Genomic DNA, 18,296 nt, shown 5'->3' with positions numbered 1-18,296 from the left:
TTGTGAGTGCAAAGGGTCCCCCTTGGCAGCATGTTGTCGCTGCAATTGGTTTAAAGCCAGGGAGGAAACCTAAATGAATCTGCGCAAAACCATTCTCGCCACCGGTGTGGCGTTCTCTGCTCTCGCGACTGCAAGCTTTGCACATGCCGAACCGACTGCCGAAGTCCTGCATTGGTGGACCTCGGGCGGTGAAGCCAAAGCGGTCTCTGCCCTGAAAGAAGATTTCGAAGCACGTGGTGGCAAATGGGTTGATAGCCCGGTTGCCGGTGGTGGCGGTGACGCCGCAATGACCGTACTGCGTTCGCGCGTTCTGTCGGGCGATGCCCCGGCCGCTGTTCAGCTTAAAGGCCCGGCGATCCAGGACTGGGCAGAACAGGGTGCACTTGCCGATCTGAATGACGTTGCCGAAGCAGAAGGCTGGGACAAAGTCATTCCGCCAGCTATTCAGAGCGTCATGAAGTATGAAGGCGATTATGTTGCCGTTCCTGTAAACATTCACCGTGTTGACTGGATTTGGGCAAACCCGGAATTGCTGGCCAAAGTTGGTGCCACCGAAGCGCCGAAAACCTGGGACGAATTCAACGCCCTTGCTGACAAGCTCAAAGCGGCCGGCATCACGCCTGTCGCCCATGGTGGTCAGCCGTGGCAGGATGCAACCGTCTTTGAAACCGTCGTTCTTGGGCTTGGCGGCCCGGAATTCTACCAGCAAGCCCTGGTTGATCTCGACGAAGACGCGCTGAAATCAGACACGATGAAAGCCGTGTTCGACCAGATGCGTAAAATCCGCGGTTATGTCGATGCCGACTTCCCGGGTCGTGATTGGAACCTTGCAACAGCTATGGTCATGAATGGCGATGCCGCCATGCAGATCATGGGGGACTGGGCAAAAGGCGAATTCCTTGCTGCTGGCAAAGTCCCGGGCAAAGACTTCATCTGTTCGGCAACCCCGTCCGAACACGGTTACCTGTTCAACGTTGACAGCTTTGCGATGTTCAATGTTTCGGGCGATGACAAGGTAGAAGGCCAGAAACTGCTTGCAGAACTGATCGTTGGCCAGAAATTCCAGGAAACCTTCAACCTTCTCAAAGGCTCGATCCCGGCACGTCTTGGCGTTCCGCTCGACAAATTTGACGATTGTGCGAAGAAATCCGAGGCTGACCTTCTGGCTGCCCAGGACGCAGGCGGGTTCCTTCCGTCGATGGCACACGGCATGGCTCTTCGCGGTCATCTTTCGGGTGCGATCATTGACGTCGTAACCGCCCACTTCAACTCCGACATGTCGTCTGACGAAGCCGTCTCGCGGCTGGTCGAAGCTGTTGAACTGGCCAAAGACTAATCTCATCTGACCTGTACAGTCACATTGACTGACGACGCACCGGCCCCGGACATTTCCGGGGCCGGATTCCCGCTACTTTAATTGTTTGAGGCAAAGGGTATGGGGGCTTCTTCAAGCACCGAAAGCAACCTGACGGCCAGCATCCAGCGTCATCTTTCCAAGATCGTTGTTGCACCGTCCTTTGCTGCGTCCCTGTTTTTCGTCTACGGGTTCATCCTGTGGACAGGCTATATGGCGTTTTCGAAATCGCGCATGCTTCCGGTCTGGGATTGGGCCGGTCTGCGGCAATACGAACGTCTGTGGCAAATGGAACGCTGGCATGTTGCCATCGAGAACCTGCTGATTTTCGGCGGTCTCTTTATTGTTATCTGCCTGTTTCTTGGCTGCCTGCTTGCAGTTCTTCTTGATCAGCGCATCCGCGCCGAAGGCGTCCTTCGCACAATTTTCCTGTATCCGATGGCCCTGTCCTTCATCGTGACAGGCACCGTCTGGAAATGGCTTCTCAATCCGGGCCTTGGCCTGGAAAGCATGATGCATGACCTTGGCTGGACCAGTTTCAAATTCGACTGGCTGGTCAATTCGGACATGGCGATCTACACGGTCGTGATCGCAGCCGTCTGGCAGGCATCGGGTTTTGTTATGGCAATGTTCCTTGCGGCATTGCGCGGCGTCGATCAGGACATCATTCGCGCAGCCTATATGGATGGTGCCAGCCTGCCCCGCATATATTTCGGCATTATCATCCCGTCGATCCGTCCGGTTTTCCTCAGTGCGATCGTCGTTCTGGCCCATCTGGCCGTTAAAAGCTTCGACCTCGTCATTGCACTTACCGGCGGCGGCCCCGGCTATTCGTCCGATCTTCCGGCAACCTTCATGTACACGATGGCCTTCCAGCGCAACCAGCTGGGCGTTGGTGCCGCAAGTGCCATGATGATGCTGGCGACCGTGATGGCGATCATTGTGCCGTATCTGTATTCCGAACTGCGCGGAGGCAAGAAAAATGGCTGATATTCAGCATTACAGCCACGACGCAGGCTGGAAACATACCATACTGCGCGGGTTGCTATATCTCGTTCTGATCCTGTTTGCAGCCTACTATCTGTTCCCGCTTTTCGTGATGATTTCGACCTCGTTGAAGTCGCTCGATGAAATCCGGGAAGGCTCACTCATTTCGCTGCCGCGCGTCATCACGTTCGATGCCTGGACCTATGCGTGGAATGAAGCCTGTGTTGGCGTTGAATGTTCAGGCATTAAAATTTACTTCTGGAATTCGGTCAAAATGGCGGTTCCGGCGGTTCTGATTTCGACATTCCTTGGTGCGATCAACGGATATGCCCTGACCAAATGGCGTTTTAAAGGGGCTAATATCGTCTTTGCCCTGCTGCTGTTTGGCTGCTTCATTCCGTTCCAGGTTGTGCTGCTGCCGATGTCACAGGTTCTGGGGTCACTTGGCCTTGCCAGCTCGACCACCGGTCTTGTTCTTGTGCATGTCGTTTACGGCCTGTGCTTCACTACCCTGTTCTTCCGCAATTACTATGTTTCGATCCCGGATGAACTGGTGAAGGCAGCCACTATCGACGGCGCAGGTTTCTTCACCATTTTCTGGCGTATCATTCTGCCGATTTCGACACCGATCATCGTCGTGTCGGTCATCTGGCAGTTTACCCAGATCTGGAATGACTTCCTTTTCGGTGCTTCCTTCGCCTCTGGCGATAATGCGCCGATGACTGTCGCACTCAACAATATCGTCAACACCACGACCGGCGTGAAACAGTACAATGTCGATATGGCCACAGCCCTGCTGACCGGCCTGCCGACGCTACTTGTTTATGTTCTGGCCGGAAAATACTTCGTCCGCGGCCTGACCGCCGGTTCGGTGAAGGGATAAGCAAATGGCATCACTCACCCTTGATAAAGTTCGCAAGGCCTTCGGTCCTGTCGAGGTTCTCAAAGAAATCAATATTGCTATTGAAGACGGCGAGTTCCTGGTTCTGGTCGGCCCGTCGGGTTGCGGCAAATCCACCCTTCTGAACCTGATTGCAGGTCTGGAAGGTTCCAGCGACGGGGAAATCCGCATCGGCGATCGCGTGATCAACGATGTCCACCCCAAGGACCGAAACATCGCCATGGTGTTCCAGTCCTACGCGCTTTATCCGAATATGACGGTTCGCAAGAACATCACCTTCGGTCTTGAAATCCGTGGTGTTTCAGCGGCAGAACGCGACAAGGCTGTCGCCGACGTCGCCAAACTGCTACAGATCGAAGCCCTGCTGGATCGCAAACCATCCCAGCTTTCGGGGGGACAGCGCCAGCGCGTTGCGATGGGCCGTGCACTGGTTCGCGATCCGGACATCTTCCTGTTTGACGAACCGCTGTCGAACCTTGATGCCAAGCTGCGCGTCGATATGCGCACCGAGATCAAGAAACTGCATCAGCGTCTGGGTGCCACCATCGTTTACGTCACCCACGACCAGATCGAAGCCATGACCCTTGCCTCGCGCATTGCGGTCATGAAAGACGGCATCCTGCAGCAGTTCGATACGCCGCAGAACATCTATGAACGCCCGAACAACATCTTTGTTGCTGGCTTTATCGGTTCGCCGTCGATGAACTTCATCAACGCAACCCTGATCAATGACAATGGCAATCTGGCCGTATCGATCAAACGCGATAACGACCCGATCATTCTGCCGCTGAAAGATGCGCCTGAAAGCTATCAGAGCTATGTCGGGAAAGATGTCGTTTTTGGCATCCGTCCGGAAGGCTTGACGCACAAGCGTACCGGTTCTGATGAACCGGGCAGCCAATATGTCAATTTCGACTGCAAGGTCGAAGTTATTGAACCGACCGGCGCTGACACCATGACCGTTGTCGAAATCGGCGGGAAGGAAATTGTTGCACGTGTCCGGCCTGACCGGGCACCGCAACCGGGCGAGATGATGACATTCTCGGCCGACATGTCTCAGATCAGTCTGTTTGATCCGGTAACGGAACTTCGGATCTGATCTGATCGGCGGGCGGTTCTGGGGGCCGCCCGCCGTTCTTGTCTTTATAGGATTCTTAAAAACGGCCCGGAATTCCCGGGTCGTTTTGTTTTCAACCTTTGTCGACGCGCCGCGGCAAAGCAATCGTGACTTCCAACCCGCGTCGGGGCAGATTGCGTAATCGTATCGTCCCGTCGTGTGCATCGATGACCGTTTTTACAATCGACAGACCAAGGCCGCTGCCACCGGTGGTGCGTGCGCGTGATCCTTCGACACGGAAGAACGGCAGAAAGACATCCTCCTGATGTTCCGCGGCGATTCCCGGTCCTTCGTCCCGAATGGACACTAGCACCGTGTCGGCCGTCGCATCCAGACTGACATAGGCACGGTAACCGTATTTCAGCGCATTCTCGATCAGATTGGTGAAGGCACGTTTTAATGTTCCGGGCCGGCAGGTCAGACGGATGCTGCGCTTGTCACCAAACGAATGCGCCTCGTCCCCGCCCCCAAAAACCGTATGAACCGAACTGAAACGAAGCGGCTGCGGTCCCTCGAAACTTACCGGACGGCCAAGATCGGCATAATCGTCACAAATCGCTTCGAGAACCGATGTGAAGTCAACTGTGCGCTCTTCTTCCTTGCTAATCCAGTCACCAAGGAAATCGAGTGCATCGTTGAGAAGCCCGTCCATTTCGTCAAGATCGCGCAACACGGTTTCACGCAATTCTTCATTGTCGATAAATTCTGCACGCAGGCGCAGGCGCGTGCTGGGCGTGCGCAAATCGTGTGAAATTGCGGCCAGCATACGGGTTCTGTCACCCAGCATCCGTGAAATCCGTTCTCGCAATCCATTATATGCCGCGGCCATTGACCGGGCTTCGGTCGGGCCGCGCTCCTCCACCGGTGGGCCTTCAACTTCATCCCCCTGGCGAATGATCGCCTCGGTCAAATTCTTGAAGGGACCTGCCAGAAGATCGGCCAAAGCGGCAAACACCGCCAACACGGCAACAACCCCGACCAGAAAGATCAGAAAAACCATGGATGGGGATGCATAGTCGGACCACAGCACCGGATGAGACAACAGCATTCGCATGCCGGATGGCAACATGATTTCAACGCGAGCCTCAAGTCCCTGACGCGCTATTTCGCGCGATAGGCCGGCAAAAAACAGACTGGGATTTTCGGCGGTTTCAATCAGGTGGCGCTGTTCCGCGCCAAGACGCCCGCGCCGAAAATGGACCTTTACCGATGTCGGCCAGCCCGTATCGGCCAGACGTGCGGGCATTGCGATATGTTGTGCCGGGCGCGAAAACAGAAGAATTGTACCGATATCGTCAGATGGCAGAACACGAACAGAAAGCCCGTCACGCGCGGCTATATCAACGATATTTCCCTGTAACTCCGGACTTTCGGCAATCAGGATCAATTCGCGAATGGTAAAGCCCAAAGTATAGGCCCGGCTGATCCGCTCGCTCCGTTCGATGATGTATTTCGATGCGATTGAACTGATGCCCGCGATGATGACACCGCCGACCATCATGATCATAAAAATGCGTCCGCCTAGCGTGCGGGGCTTGAAACGCCGCATATATTCGGAAAACGCACCAATCTGAACTGCCATCGATCGAATTCCTAGACGGTCCTCGTATCGGCACAGAACTGATAGCCAATGCCGCGCACGGTTTTGATCAGCTTGGGGTTTTTGGCATCTTTTTCAATTTTGCGGCGCAGGCGACTGATCTGGATATCGATACTGCGGTCAAACGGGATCGAGCTCTGACCGCGTACGATATCGACAAGCTGTTCACGCGACAGCGCACGCTTGTTATGCTTGACCAGCGCCAGCAACAGCGAAAATTCCCCGGTCGACAAATGCACCGCCACATCATCAAGATCGCGCAATTCACGTGATCCGATATCGAGCGTCCAGTCGGCAAACAGGATTTTCTGGGTTTTGGTTTCTTCGTGATGAACCTGTGTCACGGTACCGGTTTCAAAACGGCGGAACACGGCACGAATACGGGCCAGCAATTCACGCGGATTGAACGGCTTTGTCAGATAGTCATCTGCACCCAGTTCAAGACCAAGAATACGATCTGTATCCTCGCCCACCGCAGTCAGCATGACAATCGGTACCTTGGAATTGCGGCGCACATCCCGGCAGAGCGCAAAACCATCCTCGCCAGGCAACATGATATCAAGGATCACCAGATCGATATTCCAGTCACGAAGCGCACGATGCATCTCCGCCCCGTCGGAAACGGTGGTGATACGAAACCCGTGCTGGAGCAGGAATTTTTTCAGGAGCTTCTGGATTTCCTGATCGTCATCGACAACCAGAATATGGGGTTCACGTCGCGTACTCAGTCTCCGCCTCCCTTCGGTCGACAAGCCCGGAACCGGACCCTGGCGCGGAGTTTAGTGCATAACGTTACAGGATTGAACCATTTTACCAAGCACCGGACACAATTGAAAAAGCCGAGGGCAAAATCCCCGGCTTTTTAGGTAAAATCTCTTTATATACAGCAGCTTAAAAACCTATTTCAGGTCATAAACTTTTGTACTGCCCGATACCTCGCTTGATACGATCAGCATGGCATTGCCGGTGGGGCTATCCTTTGCTTCGACAAACAGCATGCCTTCCGGGGCAAGTTCGCCTGCGGTGTCGGCTTCCGGATTGCCGGAAAAACGACGATCCGAATGATAGGTGACAAATTGCGGATTAGTCGGATTGGTCAGATCATAGACCATAAATCCGCCCTGACGTTCCAGACCGATAAAGGCATAAGGTGTGCCATTAACGTAGCCGGTTGCCAGACCTTCGGGTTCCGGGCCCTTGTCATCCGAGCGGTTATCGCGGCTATAGTTTTCGGTGTTCGATGCGTTGAAAACTCTCCCGTAATTGGCCGCCATGAACTGTTCGAACTTGTCGCCACTGTCAAAAACCATGTCGCCATTCGCATTCAGGACCGAGAACGAACGTGCCCCATAGCTGTAGATCACATCGAAATCGCCATCACCATCCGTATCGCCCTGCGCAGTAGTCGTTTTCAAGCGACCGAGGTTTTCATCTTTTTGCAGGGTTGCGGCATTCGGGAAGGCGACCGGATCAAGGGTCAGTTTTCCGACGCGGGTTTCTTCGCTGTAGCCGTCATAGTCGCGTGAGTCGCCCTCGTTTGCCGTCAGGACCCAGGTTTTGCCGCCGATTTCGATAGCATCGATCGTGTCTGGCATATACATGCCCATCACAGGCCATGTACGGATGTTGATTTTGCCGTCCTTGTCGCTGGCATCAAATGCGTTGACCGAATGGTCCTTGAAGCCAAGACCGGCAACCCGGACAACGTTTGCGGTTTCAATATCAATGATCGCCACCGCATTGTTTTCCTGAAGTGAAACATAAGCCGTTTTGCTGTCTTTCGAGACGGCGATATATTCCGGCTCGACATCCTGTGCCACGGTCGACGTTCCCGGGTTTGATGTCCGCATGCCATAAGGCAGGTCCACATCATTCAGGAAGCCAAAGTTTACCGTGCGAACATCGGCATCTGACAGATCGGTGAGATTTCCCGATACCGGGATAATCGAAACACTCCCTTCCGGGTCGTTGTCAAATGCGTCGTTCGGCTCGCCTTCGTTCGCGACCAGAACGTGCTTGCCATCCGGAGTAAATTTGATCATGTCGGGCAATGCACCGACAGTTACAGCCGCAATGAAATCACCATCCGTGTTAAAGAACACGGCCTTGCCCGGTGCCTGTTTGTCGTCATTCTCGACAGCCACTGCGACAATATTGCCATGAACGGCAACGCTGTTTGCCGCCTTACCCCATGTCGAAAGCTTGACCGAACCGACTTTTGCAAGTGTTTCAGGGTCCGACATATCAAGAATATCAATCGACTTGTCGCCACCATTGACCACGAATATGCGTTTGGTCACCGGGTCAAAAGCCGGAATTTCCGCAGCCCCTTCGTCAAACATGCCGGTGCGATAGTCGCCCATCGGCACGATTGAAAGCGGCTTGGCGGCAGGCGACGCCGTATCAACGGCCATTACCATGTTTTTTGACGTTGTCGTGGTGCCGCAGGCACCGAGCATAACCGAAAATGCCACCGTGGCCATCAAAGAATAACGCATATTTCCCCCTGAAAACTGGATGAACCGTGGCAGACAAACTGCGGACAATGCGTAACGGTTTAATGACCTGACGATGACAGTTTCATAAATATCTTCGGGGTGTTGATGCTCCAAACAAAGACTTCTGACGTAAGGAGGAAAAGGTTCACAAGGTTCGAACAGGAACAACAAAATGGCCCCAATGAATATTGCCGTGATCGGTGCGGGAATGGCCGGCCTTCGGGCGGCGGCCACACTTCATGCAGTCGGCTTTTGCGTAACGGTTTTTGAAAAAAGCCGTGGTGCCGGAGGGCGACTTGCAACACGTCGTACCGAATTGGGCAATTTCAATCATGGCGCCCAATATGTCACGGCACTGCATCCGGAATTTCAATCATTCCTGCAACAGGCCGAACATCAAAAATCCGTTCGGAAATGGCAACCACATCTCCTTCGTGGCGAAAAAGCAACCGCTGGGGCACCGGCATCGGCTTTGAAACGTACAAATACGGCCGCAGATATCTGGTATCAGGGGTCACCGCAAATGAACAAACTGATCACCCCGCTGCTTGATCCGTTTGAAATCCGCAAAGAACACCGTATTACCTGTATCGAAACTGCCGGACCACGCAGCTTTATCCTGCATGACGATCTGGATGGTGAATTCGGGCCATTTGACGGTGTGATTGTTACCGCCCCTGCCCCGCAAACCGCAGAGCTTCTGCAACCACTTGCCCCAAGATTTGATCCCATTGCCGATGTGGAAATGGCACCGTGCTGGGCAGCAATGATTGCATTTGCCAAACCGTTGCCCACGGCATTTGATGCCATGATCCATCCCGATCCTGCGATCAGCTGGGCGGCACGCAATGGCGACCACCGTGATCTGATCCATCGACCTTCACCTGATCTTTGGGTTCTGCACGCAAGTCCGGAATGGTCACTTGATCACTTGGAAGAAGACAAGGAACGCATCGCATTCCTTCTGCTTGAAAAACTGCATAAAGCTAGCGGTGCTAAGCTTCCCGATGTGGTGTCCATAAACACGCATCGCTGGCGATATGCCCGCACGATCAAACCGCTTGGAAAAAGTCATCTTAGCGGCATGAACGGGCACGTAATTGCCGCGGGCGATTGGTGTCTTGGTGCAAGGGTGGAAGCCGCATGGCGCAGCGGAAAATGCGCAGCCCATGCCATGATCGAGACACTGATCGGGTAATTTGGGATGCGCCGAAATGCCAATGGTCAAAGGCCGACAAAATCAGACCTGCCACACAAAACCTGCCTGACCTGCAATCGACCGTTTGTCTGGAGGCGCAAATGGCGTGATTGCTGGGACGATGTCAAATATTGCTCTGCCCGTTGTCGGGATCATCGCGCAAACAACAAGGGCGGTGCCAGTCAGGCTGACACCGCCCCATAAATCCACAGATTTGTCGGATCAAAATTAACCCCGAAGGGCATGCAACTGATAGATCAGACCGGCGGTTGAAGCGTCACGGCTATCGGCAGTTTCATTCCCCTGAACCATTGGCAGCAATTCCTTGGCAAGCTGTTTGCCAAGTTCGACCCCCCACTGGTCATAGGAATTGACGTTCCAGATAATCCCCTGAACAAAGATTTTATGTTCATACATTGCAACCAGACGTCCCAGCGTAAAGGGATCAAGCTGCTTGTAAAGGATCATGGTGCTGGGTTTGTTCCCGGCAAAGACCTTTTGCGGTGCCAGCACATCAATCTCGGCCGGGGTCAGATTGCCACCGGCAAGTTCGTCACGTACTTCGGCCTCGGTCTTGCCGCGCATCAGGGCTTCGGCCTGGGCAAAGCAGTTCGCTACCAACTTGTCATGATGGTTTGCCAATGGATGCAGGGCATTCGCCGCAACGATGAAATCAACCGGGATCAGTTCCGTGCCCTGATGGATCAGCTGATAAAAGGCATGCTGGCCATTGGTACCCGGTTCACCCCAGATGATCGGGCCGGTTTCGTAATAGATCGGCTTGCCATCGCGGGTAACCGACTTGCCATTACTTTCCATATCGGCCTGCTGCAAATAGGCTGGCAGACGTGAAAGATGCTGGTCATAAGGCAGGATTGCCTGACTGGAGGCCCCCAGAACATTGCGATACCAGACGCCGATCAATGCCAGCGTCACTGGAATGTTGCGCTCAAGCGGGGCTGAACGAAAATGATTATCCATCGCCTGCGCACCGCGCAGCAATTCTTCGAATTTCTCGTAACCGACCGCCAGAATGATCGGCAAGCCGATAGCCGACCAAAGGCTGTATCGCCCACCGACCCAGTCCCAAAAACCAAACGCGTTGTCAGTATCAATGCCGAATTCTGCAACCTTGTCCAAGGCAGTTGACACCGCGACAAAATGCTTGGCAACTGCACCTTCATCTTTCAGCAAACCAACCAGCCAGTCACGGCCCGAATAGGCATTTGTCAGGGTTTCGTCGGTGGTGAAGGTTTTGGATGCAATGATGAAAAGCGTCGTTTCCGCATCAAGGTTTTTCAGTGTATCAACGATATGCGCACCATCTACGTTGGAAACGAAATGGCAGCGAATACCGTCGATATGATACGGACGAAGTGCCTCGTTCACCATGACCGGCCCAAGATCGGAACCGCCAATCCCGATATTGACGACATCGGTGATCGCCTTGCCGGTATGGCCTTTCCAGTCGCCAGTATGCACGCGCGCGGCAAAGCGTTTCATACGTACAAGGACTTCCTTGATGTCGGGCATAACGTCCTTGCCATCGACCATCACCGGATTGCCATCCAGATTGCGAAGTGCCGTATGAAGAACAGCGCGATTTTCGGTGACATTGATCCGGTCACCGGCAAACATCCGTTCGCGCCAGCTTTCGACATTGGCAGTTTCCGCCAATTCACGTAATGCGGCCATCACATCATCGGTGATCAGATTTTTCGAATAATCGATAAACAGATCGTCCTGCGTGACATGGAAACGCGCAAACCGCGCCGGATCATCGGCAAAGGCTTTGCGTAAATTAAGGTTCTTGGAAACTTCCGCGCCCAGTCGATCAAGCTTTTCCCAACAGGTCGTCAGATTTTCTGTGGACATTCCACCCTCGGCTTCAAACAGATAGCAAACAATATCGACGTCATGTCAAAACACTAACACGCCGATGCGACCATTTGTGGGACAGTTTGTGGGACATTTTGATGGCAATCCGGCGGGAACAGGATTGCCATCACCACGGATATTAACCGGTTAATCCGTTTGCAGAAAGAAACTCCGAAACCTGCGCTTCGGTCGGGAGGGCAGCAATCGCACCGCGTTTGGTGGCTGTTATTGCACCTACCGCATTGGCAAAACGGCAGGCTGCCTCGACCTTTTCCGCAGATTCCAGCAATTGCGGATCTTTCAACAAACGCGACAGGAAGCCGGCAGTAAAACCGTCCCCTGCCCCGGTCGCGTCGACAGCCGTGACCTTGAACGGATCGGCCGAACCTTCGAAATCAGGTGTAAAGAACCGGCTGCCTTTCGGGCCCGACGTCACGATCATCAGTTTCCAGTGATCGCACCACAATTCACGAACGCCTGCTTCAAGATCATCCTTGCCGGTGATAAAGGCGACTTCGTCGTCGGAGATTTTAACAACATCCGCCTTGGTAATCGCAAGACGCAGCATATCACGCGCGGCATCGGCACTTGGCCAAAGTGGCAGGCGCAGGTTCGGATCACATGAAATGATCGCGCCGTTTTCACGTGCAATGTCGATGGCCGCAAGCGTCGCCGCGCGCGGATCGTCATCAATCATGCAAAGCGTGCCATAGTGAAACAGCGCGCATCCCTTCAGCATGTCCTGATTCAGATCGGACGGCGACAACAGCATGTCGGCCGACGGGCTGCGATAGAAAGAAAATTCGCGTTCGCCATCGGCCCGCAATGAAACAAAGGCAAGCCCTGTCAGGGCTTCTTTGGTCAGGACAATGCCCGATGTATCGACATTGTCGGCTTTGAGCGTATCGACCAGAAAATGACCGAATGCATCATCGCCAAGCTTGCCGATAAAACCCGTTTCAATTCCAAGCCGCTGCAATCCCACAGCCACATTGCCCGGCGCACCACCTGCGGCCTTGGCAAATGCCGGGGTATCAGCAAGGCCGGTGCCGGTTACGGTCGGAACAAAATCGATCAGCAATTCCCCAAGGCAAACTGCTTTTGCGCTCATAGCGTTTCTCCGTTTATATCGCCCGGCAATCGGGTTGCGGGCATTATCATTTGCTGTGGGACGCGACGTTTTTAAATCGATTCAATTCATCAGGCAAAGGAAAAGCCACTTCGCGAACAAAGTGGCTGATTTCCGGGCATTATACTGCAACTTCAGGCAGCTCTTCCAAGTGCCACTTCACGCGCACGGCCAAGCGATGTCATCCATTCATCGAAATGAACGTCATGTTCAAGCTGATAGCGATAATGCCGGTTAAGGGCAGCCGTCAGCTTACCGTCCCGACCAAGCAGATTATCAGCAAAGGCAATCATGCGCGAATTTGGCCAGGCAATCGGACGAATGGCACGAAGGGTTGCAAAAAGTTCATCCTCGTTTGCATCGGGCTGGGTTTGCGCCATGAGCGTCAGCATCGCTGCTGTCGAACGTGAAACGCCCATATGGCAATGCACCAGCAAATGGCCGTCCTTACGAGCATCGACGGTGTTTTTGAGTCCCTCACCAAAGGCGAGAACCTCTTCGACATGGGCGACCGTCGGAGCCATCTGACCGGGCAGTTCATCAATGATATCGTGGAACCGCAAAATGGTACGTTCATGCGGGGCATAAGCCGCGAATGCATCCGGGTCTGGTCTTTCCGGATCAAGGACCGAAAGCACATGCGAAACCGACCGGGTTTGATGGGTTGGCAGTTCATCAATGCCACAAATCGTCAAAAGCGAAATAGAAACCGGTTTCATGTCTTTCCTCCAATACACTGATTAAGCGCAATAACATCACAGCAGCCGTAAAAAGCAAAGGGCCGGTACTGTTAAAATACCGGCCCGCTTTGAAATCTTTATGATCTTGCTATTACGGCTTTCGGTTCACCGCATGGATATTCAGCATTTCCCAAGCAATCGTCGCACCAGCAAGCGATGTGATGTCCGATACATCATAAGGCGGGGAAACTTCCACCACGTCCGAGCCGATCAGATTGATCCCCCCCGCAAGACCGCGCAGGATCGAAACCGCCTGATGGCTGGTCAGACCGCCCAGAACCGGCGTGCCGGTGCCCGGTGCATAGCACGGGTCAAGCCCGTCGATATCAAAGGTGATATAGGCGTGATTATCACCCACCACGTCCTTGATTTTGGCCACGATCTGATCAATCGACATCGCCTGCACATCTGGCCCGTAAAGGATGTTGTATCCGTGGGTCGATTCATTGTGCGTACGGATACCGACCTGAATGGATTTCGACGCATCGACAATGCCGTTCTTTGCCGCATGCCAGAACATGGTCCCGTGATCGATCCGATCACCATCGTCTTCCCAAGTGTCGGAATGGGCGTCGAACTGAATAAGCGATATACCCTTACCGTACTTTTCGGCATGGGCCTTCAGGATCGGATAGCTGATGAAATGGTCGCCGCCGATCGTCAACATCTTTGCCCCGGAACTGACGATATCGCGTGCGTGATCCTCGATCATTTCCGGGATTTTATGCGGATAACCGGGATCGATGACCATATCGCCATAGTCAATCACGGCCAGTTCCCCAAAGATATCGCGCCCGGACGGAAAATGTGGTGCCCATGCAAGATTGACCGACGCACGGCGCACCCCCTGCGGGCCAAGGCGCGTACCAGGGCGGCTCGACGTTGCAAGATCAAAGGGAATACCGGTTACCGCAACATCAATGCCCGTAAGATCACGGGTATATTTGCGGCGCATGAATGACAGCGCGCCGGAATACATCGGCTCGCTGGTATTCTGATGCACGGATTTCGCAGTAAAAGCGTTGTCGCCGCCTTTGGTATCAATAACCCCGGTACTGCTCATAATTCGTCCCCTTGTCCTTTCCGAACCTCAGGCGTCGCCCAGTGCAATCCAGGTCGACTTGATTTCACAATATTTGTCCATCGCATGCAGCGAACGGTCACGACCGGTGCCCGATTGCTTGTAACCGCCAAACGGCATAGTGATGGATCCACCGTCCCAGCAATTGACCCAGACAAGACCGGCACGCAGTTTTTTCGCGGCCAGATGCGCCTTGTTGATATCGCGCGTCCATACGGCTGCGGCAAGTCCATATGGCGTATCATTTGCCGTCTGAACAGCCTCTTTCCAGTCCTTGACCGAAATCACCGACAAAACCGGGCCAAAGATTTCTTCCTTGGCGATTGTCATGTCGTTTTTGACCGCATCAAAAACGGTTGGTTCGACATAATAGCCACCGGACTCGGTGCGTGCACGCTTGCCGCCGGTGCAAAGTTTTGCACCCTCTGCCGCCCCCTTCTCGATATAGCCGAGAACGCGGTTCATCTGATTTTCATCGACAATCGCGCCCATCTGACTGTTCGGGTCCAAGGGGTCACCCGGCTGCATTTTGCGGCCTGCTGCAACCACTTTCTCGATGAATTCGTCCTTGATGCTTTCTTCGACAATCAGGCGCGAACCGGCCGTGCAAACCTCGCCCTGATTATAGAAAATTCCGCCTGCTGCCGCTTCTGCCGCCGCGTCCATATCCGGACAATCGGCCAGAACGATATTGGGGCTTTTTCCACCACATTCCAGCCAGACGCGTTTCATGTTCGACTGACCGGAATATTGCAAGAACAGTTTCCCGACCTCGCCCGAACCGGTAAAAGTCACGCAATCGACATCAGGATGCAGACCAAGCGCCTTGCCAGCCGTCGGGCCAAAGCCGGGCAGAACGTTCAGAACACCCGCCGGAATACCGGCTTCGACCGCCAGCTCCGCAACACGGATCGCGGTTAATGGCGACTGTTCGGCGGGTTTGAGAATGATCGAGTTACCCATCGCCAGTGCCGGGCCAAGCTTCCAGACCGCCATCATCAGCGGGAAGTTCCATGGCACGACTGCCGCCACCACGCCCAGCGATTCACGCGTGATCATACCGATTGCGCGTGCTTCGCCCGGTGAAATCTCGTCATAAATCTTGTCAATCGCCTCGGCGTACCAGCGAATGCATTTATAGGACAACGGAATGTCATCACCCGCCGCAAGGCTGATCGGTTTGCCCATATCAAGACTTTCAAGCAGCGCCAGTTCGGCTGCATGCTGTTCCATCAGATCGGCAAATTTCATCATGACGGCCTTGCGCTTGCCCGGGGATGCTTCCGACCAGCTGCCTTTTTCAAAGACCGCACGCGCGGACTGCACCGCGCGATTGACGTCTTCAACATCGCATTCGGCGACCTTGGTCAAAATCTTGCCGTCGCGCGGGCTGATGCAATCAAACGTTTTACCCGATGCTGCATCGACATAAACGCCATTGATAAAGGCCTTGTTGCGGATCGCCAGGCTGGCGGCCTGTGCTCTAAGCTGTTCGAAATTCAACTGGTTTGTCATCGGAAATCCTCCTGACGGATCGCGCGTGCTGTTTGTTCCGCGCGATATTCAAACATGATGATTGTGCAATCAGTATGACGGTGGTGTCGCGGCACTGACGACTTCGCATTCAATGTCGCCCGCATTGCGAAACCGGTGCGGGATTTCCGCATTGAAGTAATAGGCGTCACCTGGCCCAAGAACCTGAACCCGTTCGCCCACCGTGACCTCAAGCTTGCCACGGACAACAACACCGGCCTCCTCACCCTTCTGGACGATCAGATTGTCGCCGGTATCGCCGCCGGGCGGATAGATTTCATGAAGGACGCGCAGATTGCGGTCCTTGCGTGTTGCGCCGACAAGACGCATCGACATGGTGCCATCGGAAAGCTCGACGAGGTCTTCCTTGCGAAAGAAAATCTCCTCGCCGTTTTCCAGATCAATCGTAAAGAAGTTGATCAGGCTCATAGGGATGCCTGCCAGAACCTTGGCCAGACTGTCGACCGACGGGCTGACCCGGTTCTGTTCAATCGTCGATATCGTGCTGTTGGTGACACCGGCGCGGCGCGCCAGTTCACGCTGGGATAGCCCGTACATGGTACGTACTGCTTTCAGGCGATCCCCAACCTTTTGTGACATCCGGTCTCTTCCCTGTCGGTCGCTCTTATCGGCGACCATTTTGCAAAAGTGGCGTTATACCGCGTCAAGATACCAGCGGTATTCAAGCGGCGTGACCTCCGAGAAGAATTCGTCATATTCGGAACGTCGACAGATATCGAATACCTCTACAAACCGTTCCCCCAGATATTCCTTGACGATGTCACCCTCGACAAAACGATCAAGTGCAGAAATCATGCTGCGCGGGACGATCTTGCCGCCATGCTGTTCATAGCCGTTGCCAACAATCGGATCACCTGGATCAAGCTTGTTCTTGATGCCGTAATGCATCCCTGCAAGAACGCAGGCCAGAACCAGATACGGGTTGGCATCCGCGCCCGACACACGATGTTCGATACGCGCGGCTTGCGGGCTACCGGCCGGGATACGCAGGGCAACCGTACGGTTGTTAAGCCCCCAGTTTGGAGACATCGGCGCATAGGCCTTGTTCTGGAACCGACGGTAGGAATTCGGATTTGGCGCAAAAATCGCCATGCTTTCAAACATCGACGCCTGCAAGCCGCCAATAGCGTTCAACAGGAGGTCCGAAACATCCTCGTCGCCCTTGGGCGACAGGGCGTTGTTTCCTTCCTCGTCACGCAGCGACACATGAACGTGCAATCCGTTACCCGCCTGATCGGAATAAGGTTTTGCCATGAATGTCGCGGTCACACCATGATCCCAGGCAATACCTTTGACAACGCGCTTAAGCTGCATCGCGTGGTCTGCCGCCTGCATCGGATCATTGACATGACCCAGATTGATCTCGAACTGGCCGGGGCCAGCTTCGGCAACGATTGTATCGGCCGGAATGCCCTGACGGTTCAGTTCGGCAACCGCGTCATGAAGGACTTTTTCGAAATCCTCGATCTGCTGGAGACCATAGACCTGCACACCATCCGACGCGATCCCGCCGCCAAGCGGTGCGGGTGGCAAGGGTGCGGCAGTTTGTTCGTTCTGATCGGCAAGATAGAATTCAAGTTCCAGCGCCACGGTAGGATAGAAACCATCCGCTGCCAGACGATCCACAACCGCCTGCAAAACGTTGCGCGGATCGGCAAAGAATTTTGTACCGTCCAAGTTATACAGGCTCATCATGACCTGTGCCAACGGCAGCTCACCATAGGGAACCGCATGCAGGGTTCCCGGGATTGGCTTGGCGATATTGTCCTGATCACCACTGGACCAAAGCATGCCGGTACCTTCCGGGTTGTCGCCAGTGATATCCACCAGACACACAGAACCCGGCATGTTGATGCCTTCATGGAAGCTTTTAAGAAACTTCTGCTTGCTGATTCGCTTGCCCCGGAACACCCCGTTCACATCAGGAATGAGTAATTCGACAAGTTCTATATCCGGATTTGCTTCAAAGAATCGTTGAGCTTCCGCCCTACTGTCTTCGACGAACGACTTGTTCATCGTCTAATACTCCCAGAAAAGCCTGTTTATTTCACTTTTCATCGTGCCCCGCCCAATGATTGCGGTCAAGCCCCTCGTTCGATATATCGTGCAAATAATGCACTGCAAAATAAACGCACGACATCATTGCATTGGATATTAAGAATGGTTTGAAACAACCAGTGCATATCAAATTTGACGCCAAGACGACAAAATTGTTTCATAAAATTTCCCCTTGCAAAGGTGTTCAAAAAAACGAACACT

The 18,296-nt window shown here is 53.9% G+C and carries 16 protein-coding genes; 6 read left to right on the top strand and 10 right to left on the bottom strand.

Annotated elements, in window-relative coordinates; genetic code table 11:
* The first annotated feature begins 73 nt into the window (after nucleotides 1-73).
* From BC440_RS08990 to ugpC, 4 genes are all read left to right on the top strand, one after another.
* Entirely contained in the window at nucleotides 74-1,336 is a 1,263-nt protein-coding gene (locus tag BC440_RS08990; protein ID WP_037991354.1) for an ABC transporter substrate-binding protein, read from the top strand.
* A 99-nt stretch (nucleotides 1,337-1,435) separates the two neighbouring features.
* Nucleotides 1,436-2,344: a sugar ABC transporter permease gene (locus tag BC440_RS08985; protein ID WP_007089386.1), complete on the top strand. Its 909-nt coding sequence runs from the start codon at nucleotides 1,436-1,438 to the stop codon at nucleotides 2,342-2,344.
* On the top strand, nucleotides 2,337-3,224 hold the full coding sequence (locus BC440_RS08980; RefSeq protein WP_007089385.1) for a carbohydrate ABC transporter permease: 888 nt from the start codon (nucleotides 2,337-2,339) through the stop codon (nucleotides 3,222-3,224). Before BC440_RS08985 ends, BC440_RS08980 begins: the two co-directional genes overlap by 8 nt.
* A 4-nt stretch (nucleotides 3,225-3,228) precedes the next feature.
* Entirely contained in the window at nucleotides 3,229-4,341 is a 1,113-nt protein-coding gene (gene ugpC, locus BC440_RS08975) for a sn-glycerol-3-phosphate ABC transporter ATP-binding protein UgpC (RefSeq protein WP_007089384.1), read from the top strand.
* 91 nt (nucleotides 4,342-4,432) lie between these two features.
* Here ugpC and BC440_RS08970 read toward each other — a convergent pair whose 3' ends face one another.
* The 3 genes from BC440_RS08970 to BC440_RS08960 form a co-directional block, all read right to left on the bottom strand.
* Nucleotides 4,433-5,941 (bottom strand): ATP-binding protein, encoded by a 1,509-nt coding sequence (locus BC440_RS08970; RefSeq protein ID WP_071239919.1) that lies wholly within the window; start codon nucleotides 5,939-5,941, stop codon nucleotides 4,433-4,435.
* An 11-nt stretch (nucleotides 5,942-5,952) separates the two neighbouring features.
* Complete coding sequence (locus BC440_RS08965) at nucleotides 5,953-6,711, bottom strand: response regulator (protein WP_240478846.1); 759 nt, start codon at nucleotides 6,709-6,711, stop codon at nucleotides 5,953-5,955.
* A 147-nt stretch (nucleotides 6,712-6,858) separates the two neighbouring features.
* Nucleotides 6,859-8,457: a choice-of-anchor I family protein gene (locus BC440_RS08960; RefSeq protein ID WP_247643548.1), complete on the bottom strand. Its 1,599-nt coding sequence runs from the start codon at nucleotides 8,455-8,457 to the stop codon at nucleotides 6,859-6,861.
* 172 nt (nucleotides 8,458-8,629) lie between these two features.
* Between BC440_RS08960 and BC440_RS08955 the strand changes: the two genes are divergently transcribed.
* On the top strand, nucleotides 8,630-9,655 hold the full coding sequence (locus tag BC440_RS08955) for an FAD-dependent oxidoreductase (RefSeq protein WP_071239918.1): 1,026 nt from the start codon (nucleotides 8,630-8,632) through the stop codon (nucleotides 9,653-9,655).
* A gap of 6 nt (nucleotides 9,656-9,661) precedes the next feature.
* On the top strand, nucleotides 9,662-9,859 hold the full coding sequence (locus BC440_RS22380) for a DUF2256 domain-containing protein (RefSeq protein WP_083379330.1): 198 nt from the start codon (nucleotides 9,662-9,664) through the stop codon (nucleotides 9,857-9,859).
* A 24-nt stretch (nucleotides 9,860-9,883) separates the two neighbouring features.
* Here the strand turns inward: BC440_RS22380 and pgi are convergent, their stop codons facing one another.
* The 7 genes from pgi to BC440_RS08920 form a co-directional block, all read right to left on the bottom strand.
* On the bottom strand, nucleotides 9,884-11,530 hold the full coding sequence (pgi, locus tag BC440_RS08950; protein WP_071239917.1) for a glucose-6-phosphate isomerase: 1,647 nt from the start codon (nucleotides 11,528-11,530) through the stop codon (nucleotides 9,884-9,886).
* A gap of 142 nt (nucleotides 11,531-11,672) precedes the next feature.
* Nucleotides 11,673-12,644, bottom strand: a complete 972-nt coding sequence (locus tag BC440_RS08945; protein WP_071239916.1) for a PfkB family carbohydrate kinase — start codon at nucleotides 12,642-12,644, stop codon at nucleotides 11,673-11,675.
* 152 nt (nucleotides 12,645-12,796) lie between these two features.
* The gene (locus BC440_RS08940; protein ID WP_071239915.1) at nucleotides 12,797-13,381 is read right to left on the bottom strand and encodes a dual specificity protein phosphatase family protein; all 585 of its coding nucleotides are present in this window, start codon (nucleotides 13,379-13,381) and stop codon (nucleotides 12,797-12,799) included.
* A 112-nt stretch (nucleotides 13,382-13,493) separates the two neighbouring features.
* Entirely contained in the window at nucleotides 13,494-14,465 is a 972-nt protein-coding gene (gene speB / locus BC440_RS08935) for an agmatinase (protein ID WP_007089376.1), read from the bottom strand.
* A 27-nt stretch (nucleotides 14,466-14,492) separates the two neighbouring features.
* Complete coding sequence (locus BC440_RS08930) at nucleotides 14,493-15,998, bottom strand: aldehyde dehydrogenase (RefSeq protein ID WP_071239914.1); 1,506 nt, start codon at nucleotides 15,996-15,998, stop codon at nucleotides 14,493-14,495.
* Nucleotides 15,999-16,067: 69 nt separating this feature from the next.
* On the bottom strand, nucleotides 16,068-16,616 hold the full coding sequence (locus BC440_RS08925; RefSeq protein WP_007089374.1) for a cupin domain-containing protein: 549 nt from the start codon (nucleotides 16,614-16,616) through the stop codon (nucleotides 16,068-16,070).
* Between the two features lie 54 nt (nucleotides 16,617-16,670).
* On the bottom strand, nucleotides 16,671-18,053 hold the full coding sequence (locus BC440_RS08920) for a glutamine synthetase family protein (protein WP_007089373.1): 1,383 nt from the start codon (nucleotides 18,051-18,053) through the stop codon (nucleotides 16,671-16,673).
* Nucleotides 18,054-18,296 lie beyond the last annotated feature (243 nt).

The organism is Thalassospira sp. MIT1004 (assembly GCF_001858545.1).
Lineage (GTDB): Bacteria > Pseudomonadota > Alphaproteobacteria > Rhodospirillales > Thalassospiraceae > Thalassospira > Thalassospira xiamenensis.
This window is presented reverse-complemented; position numbering and strand designations above follow the sequence as displayed.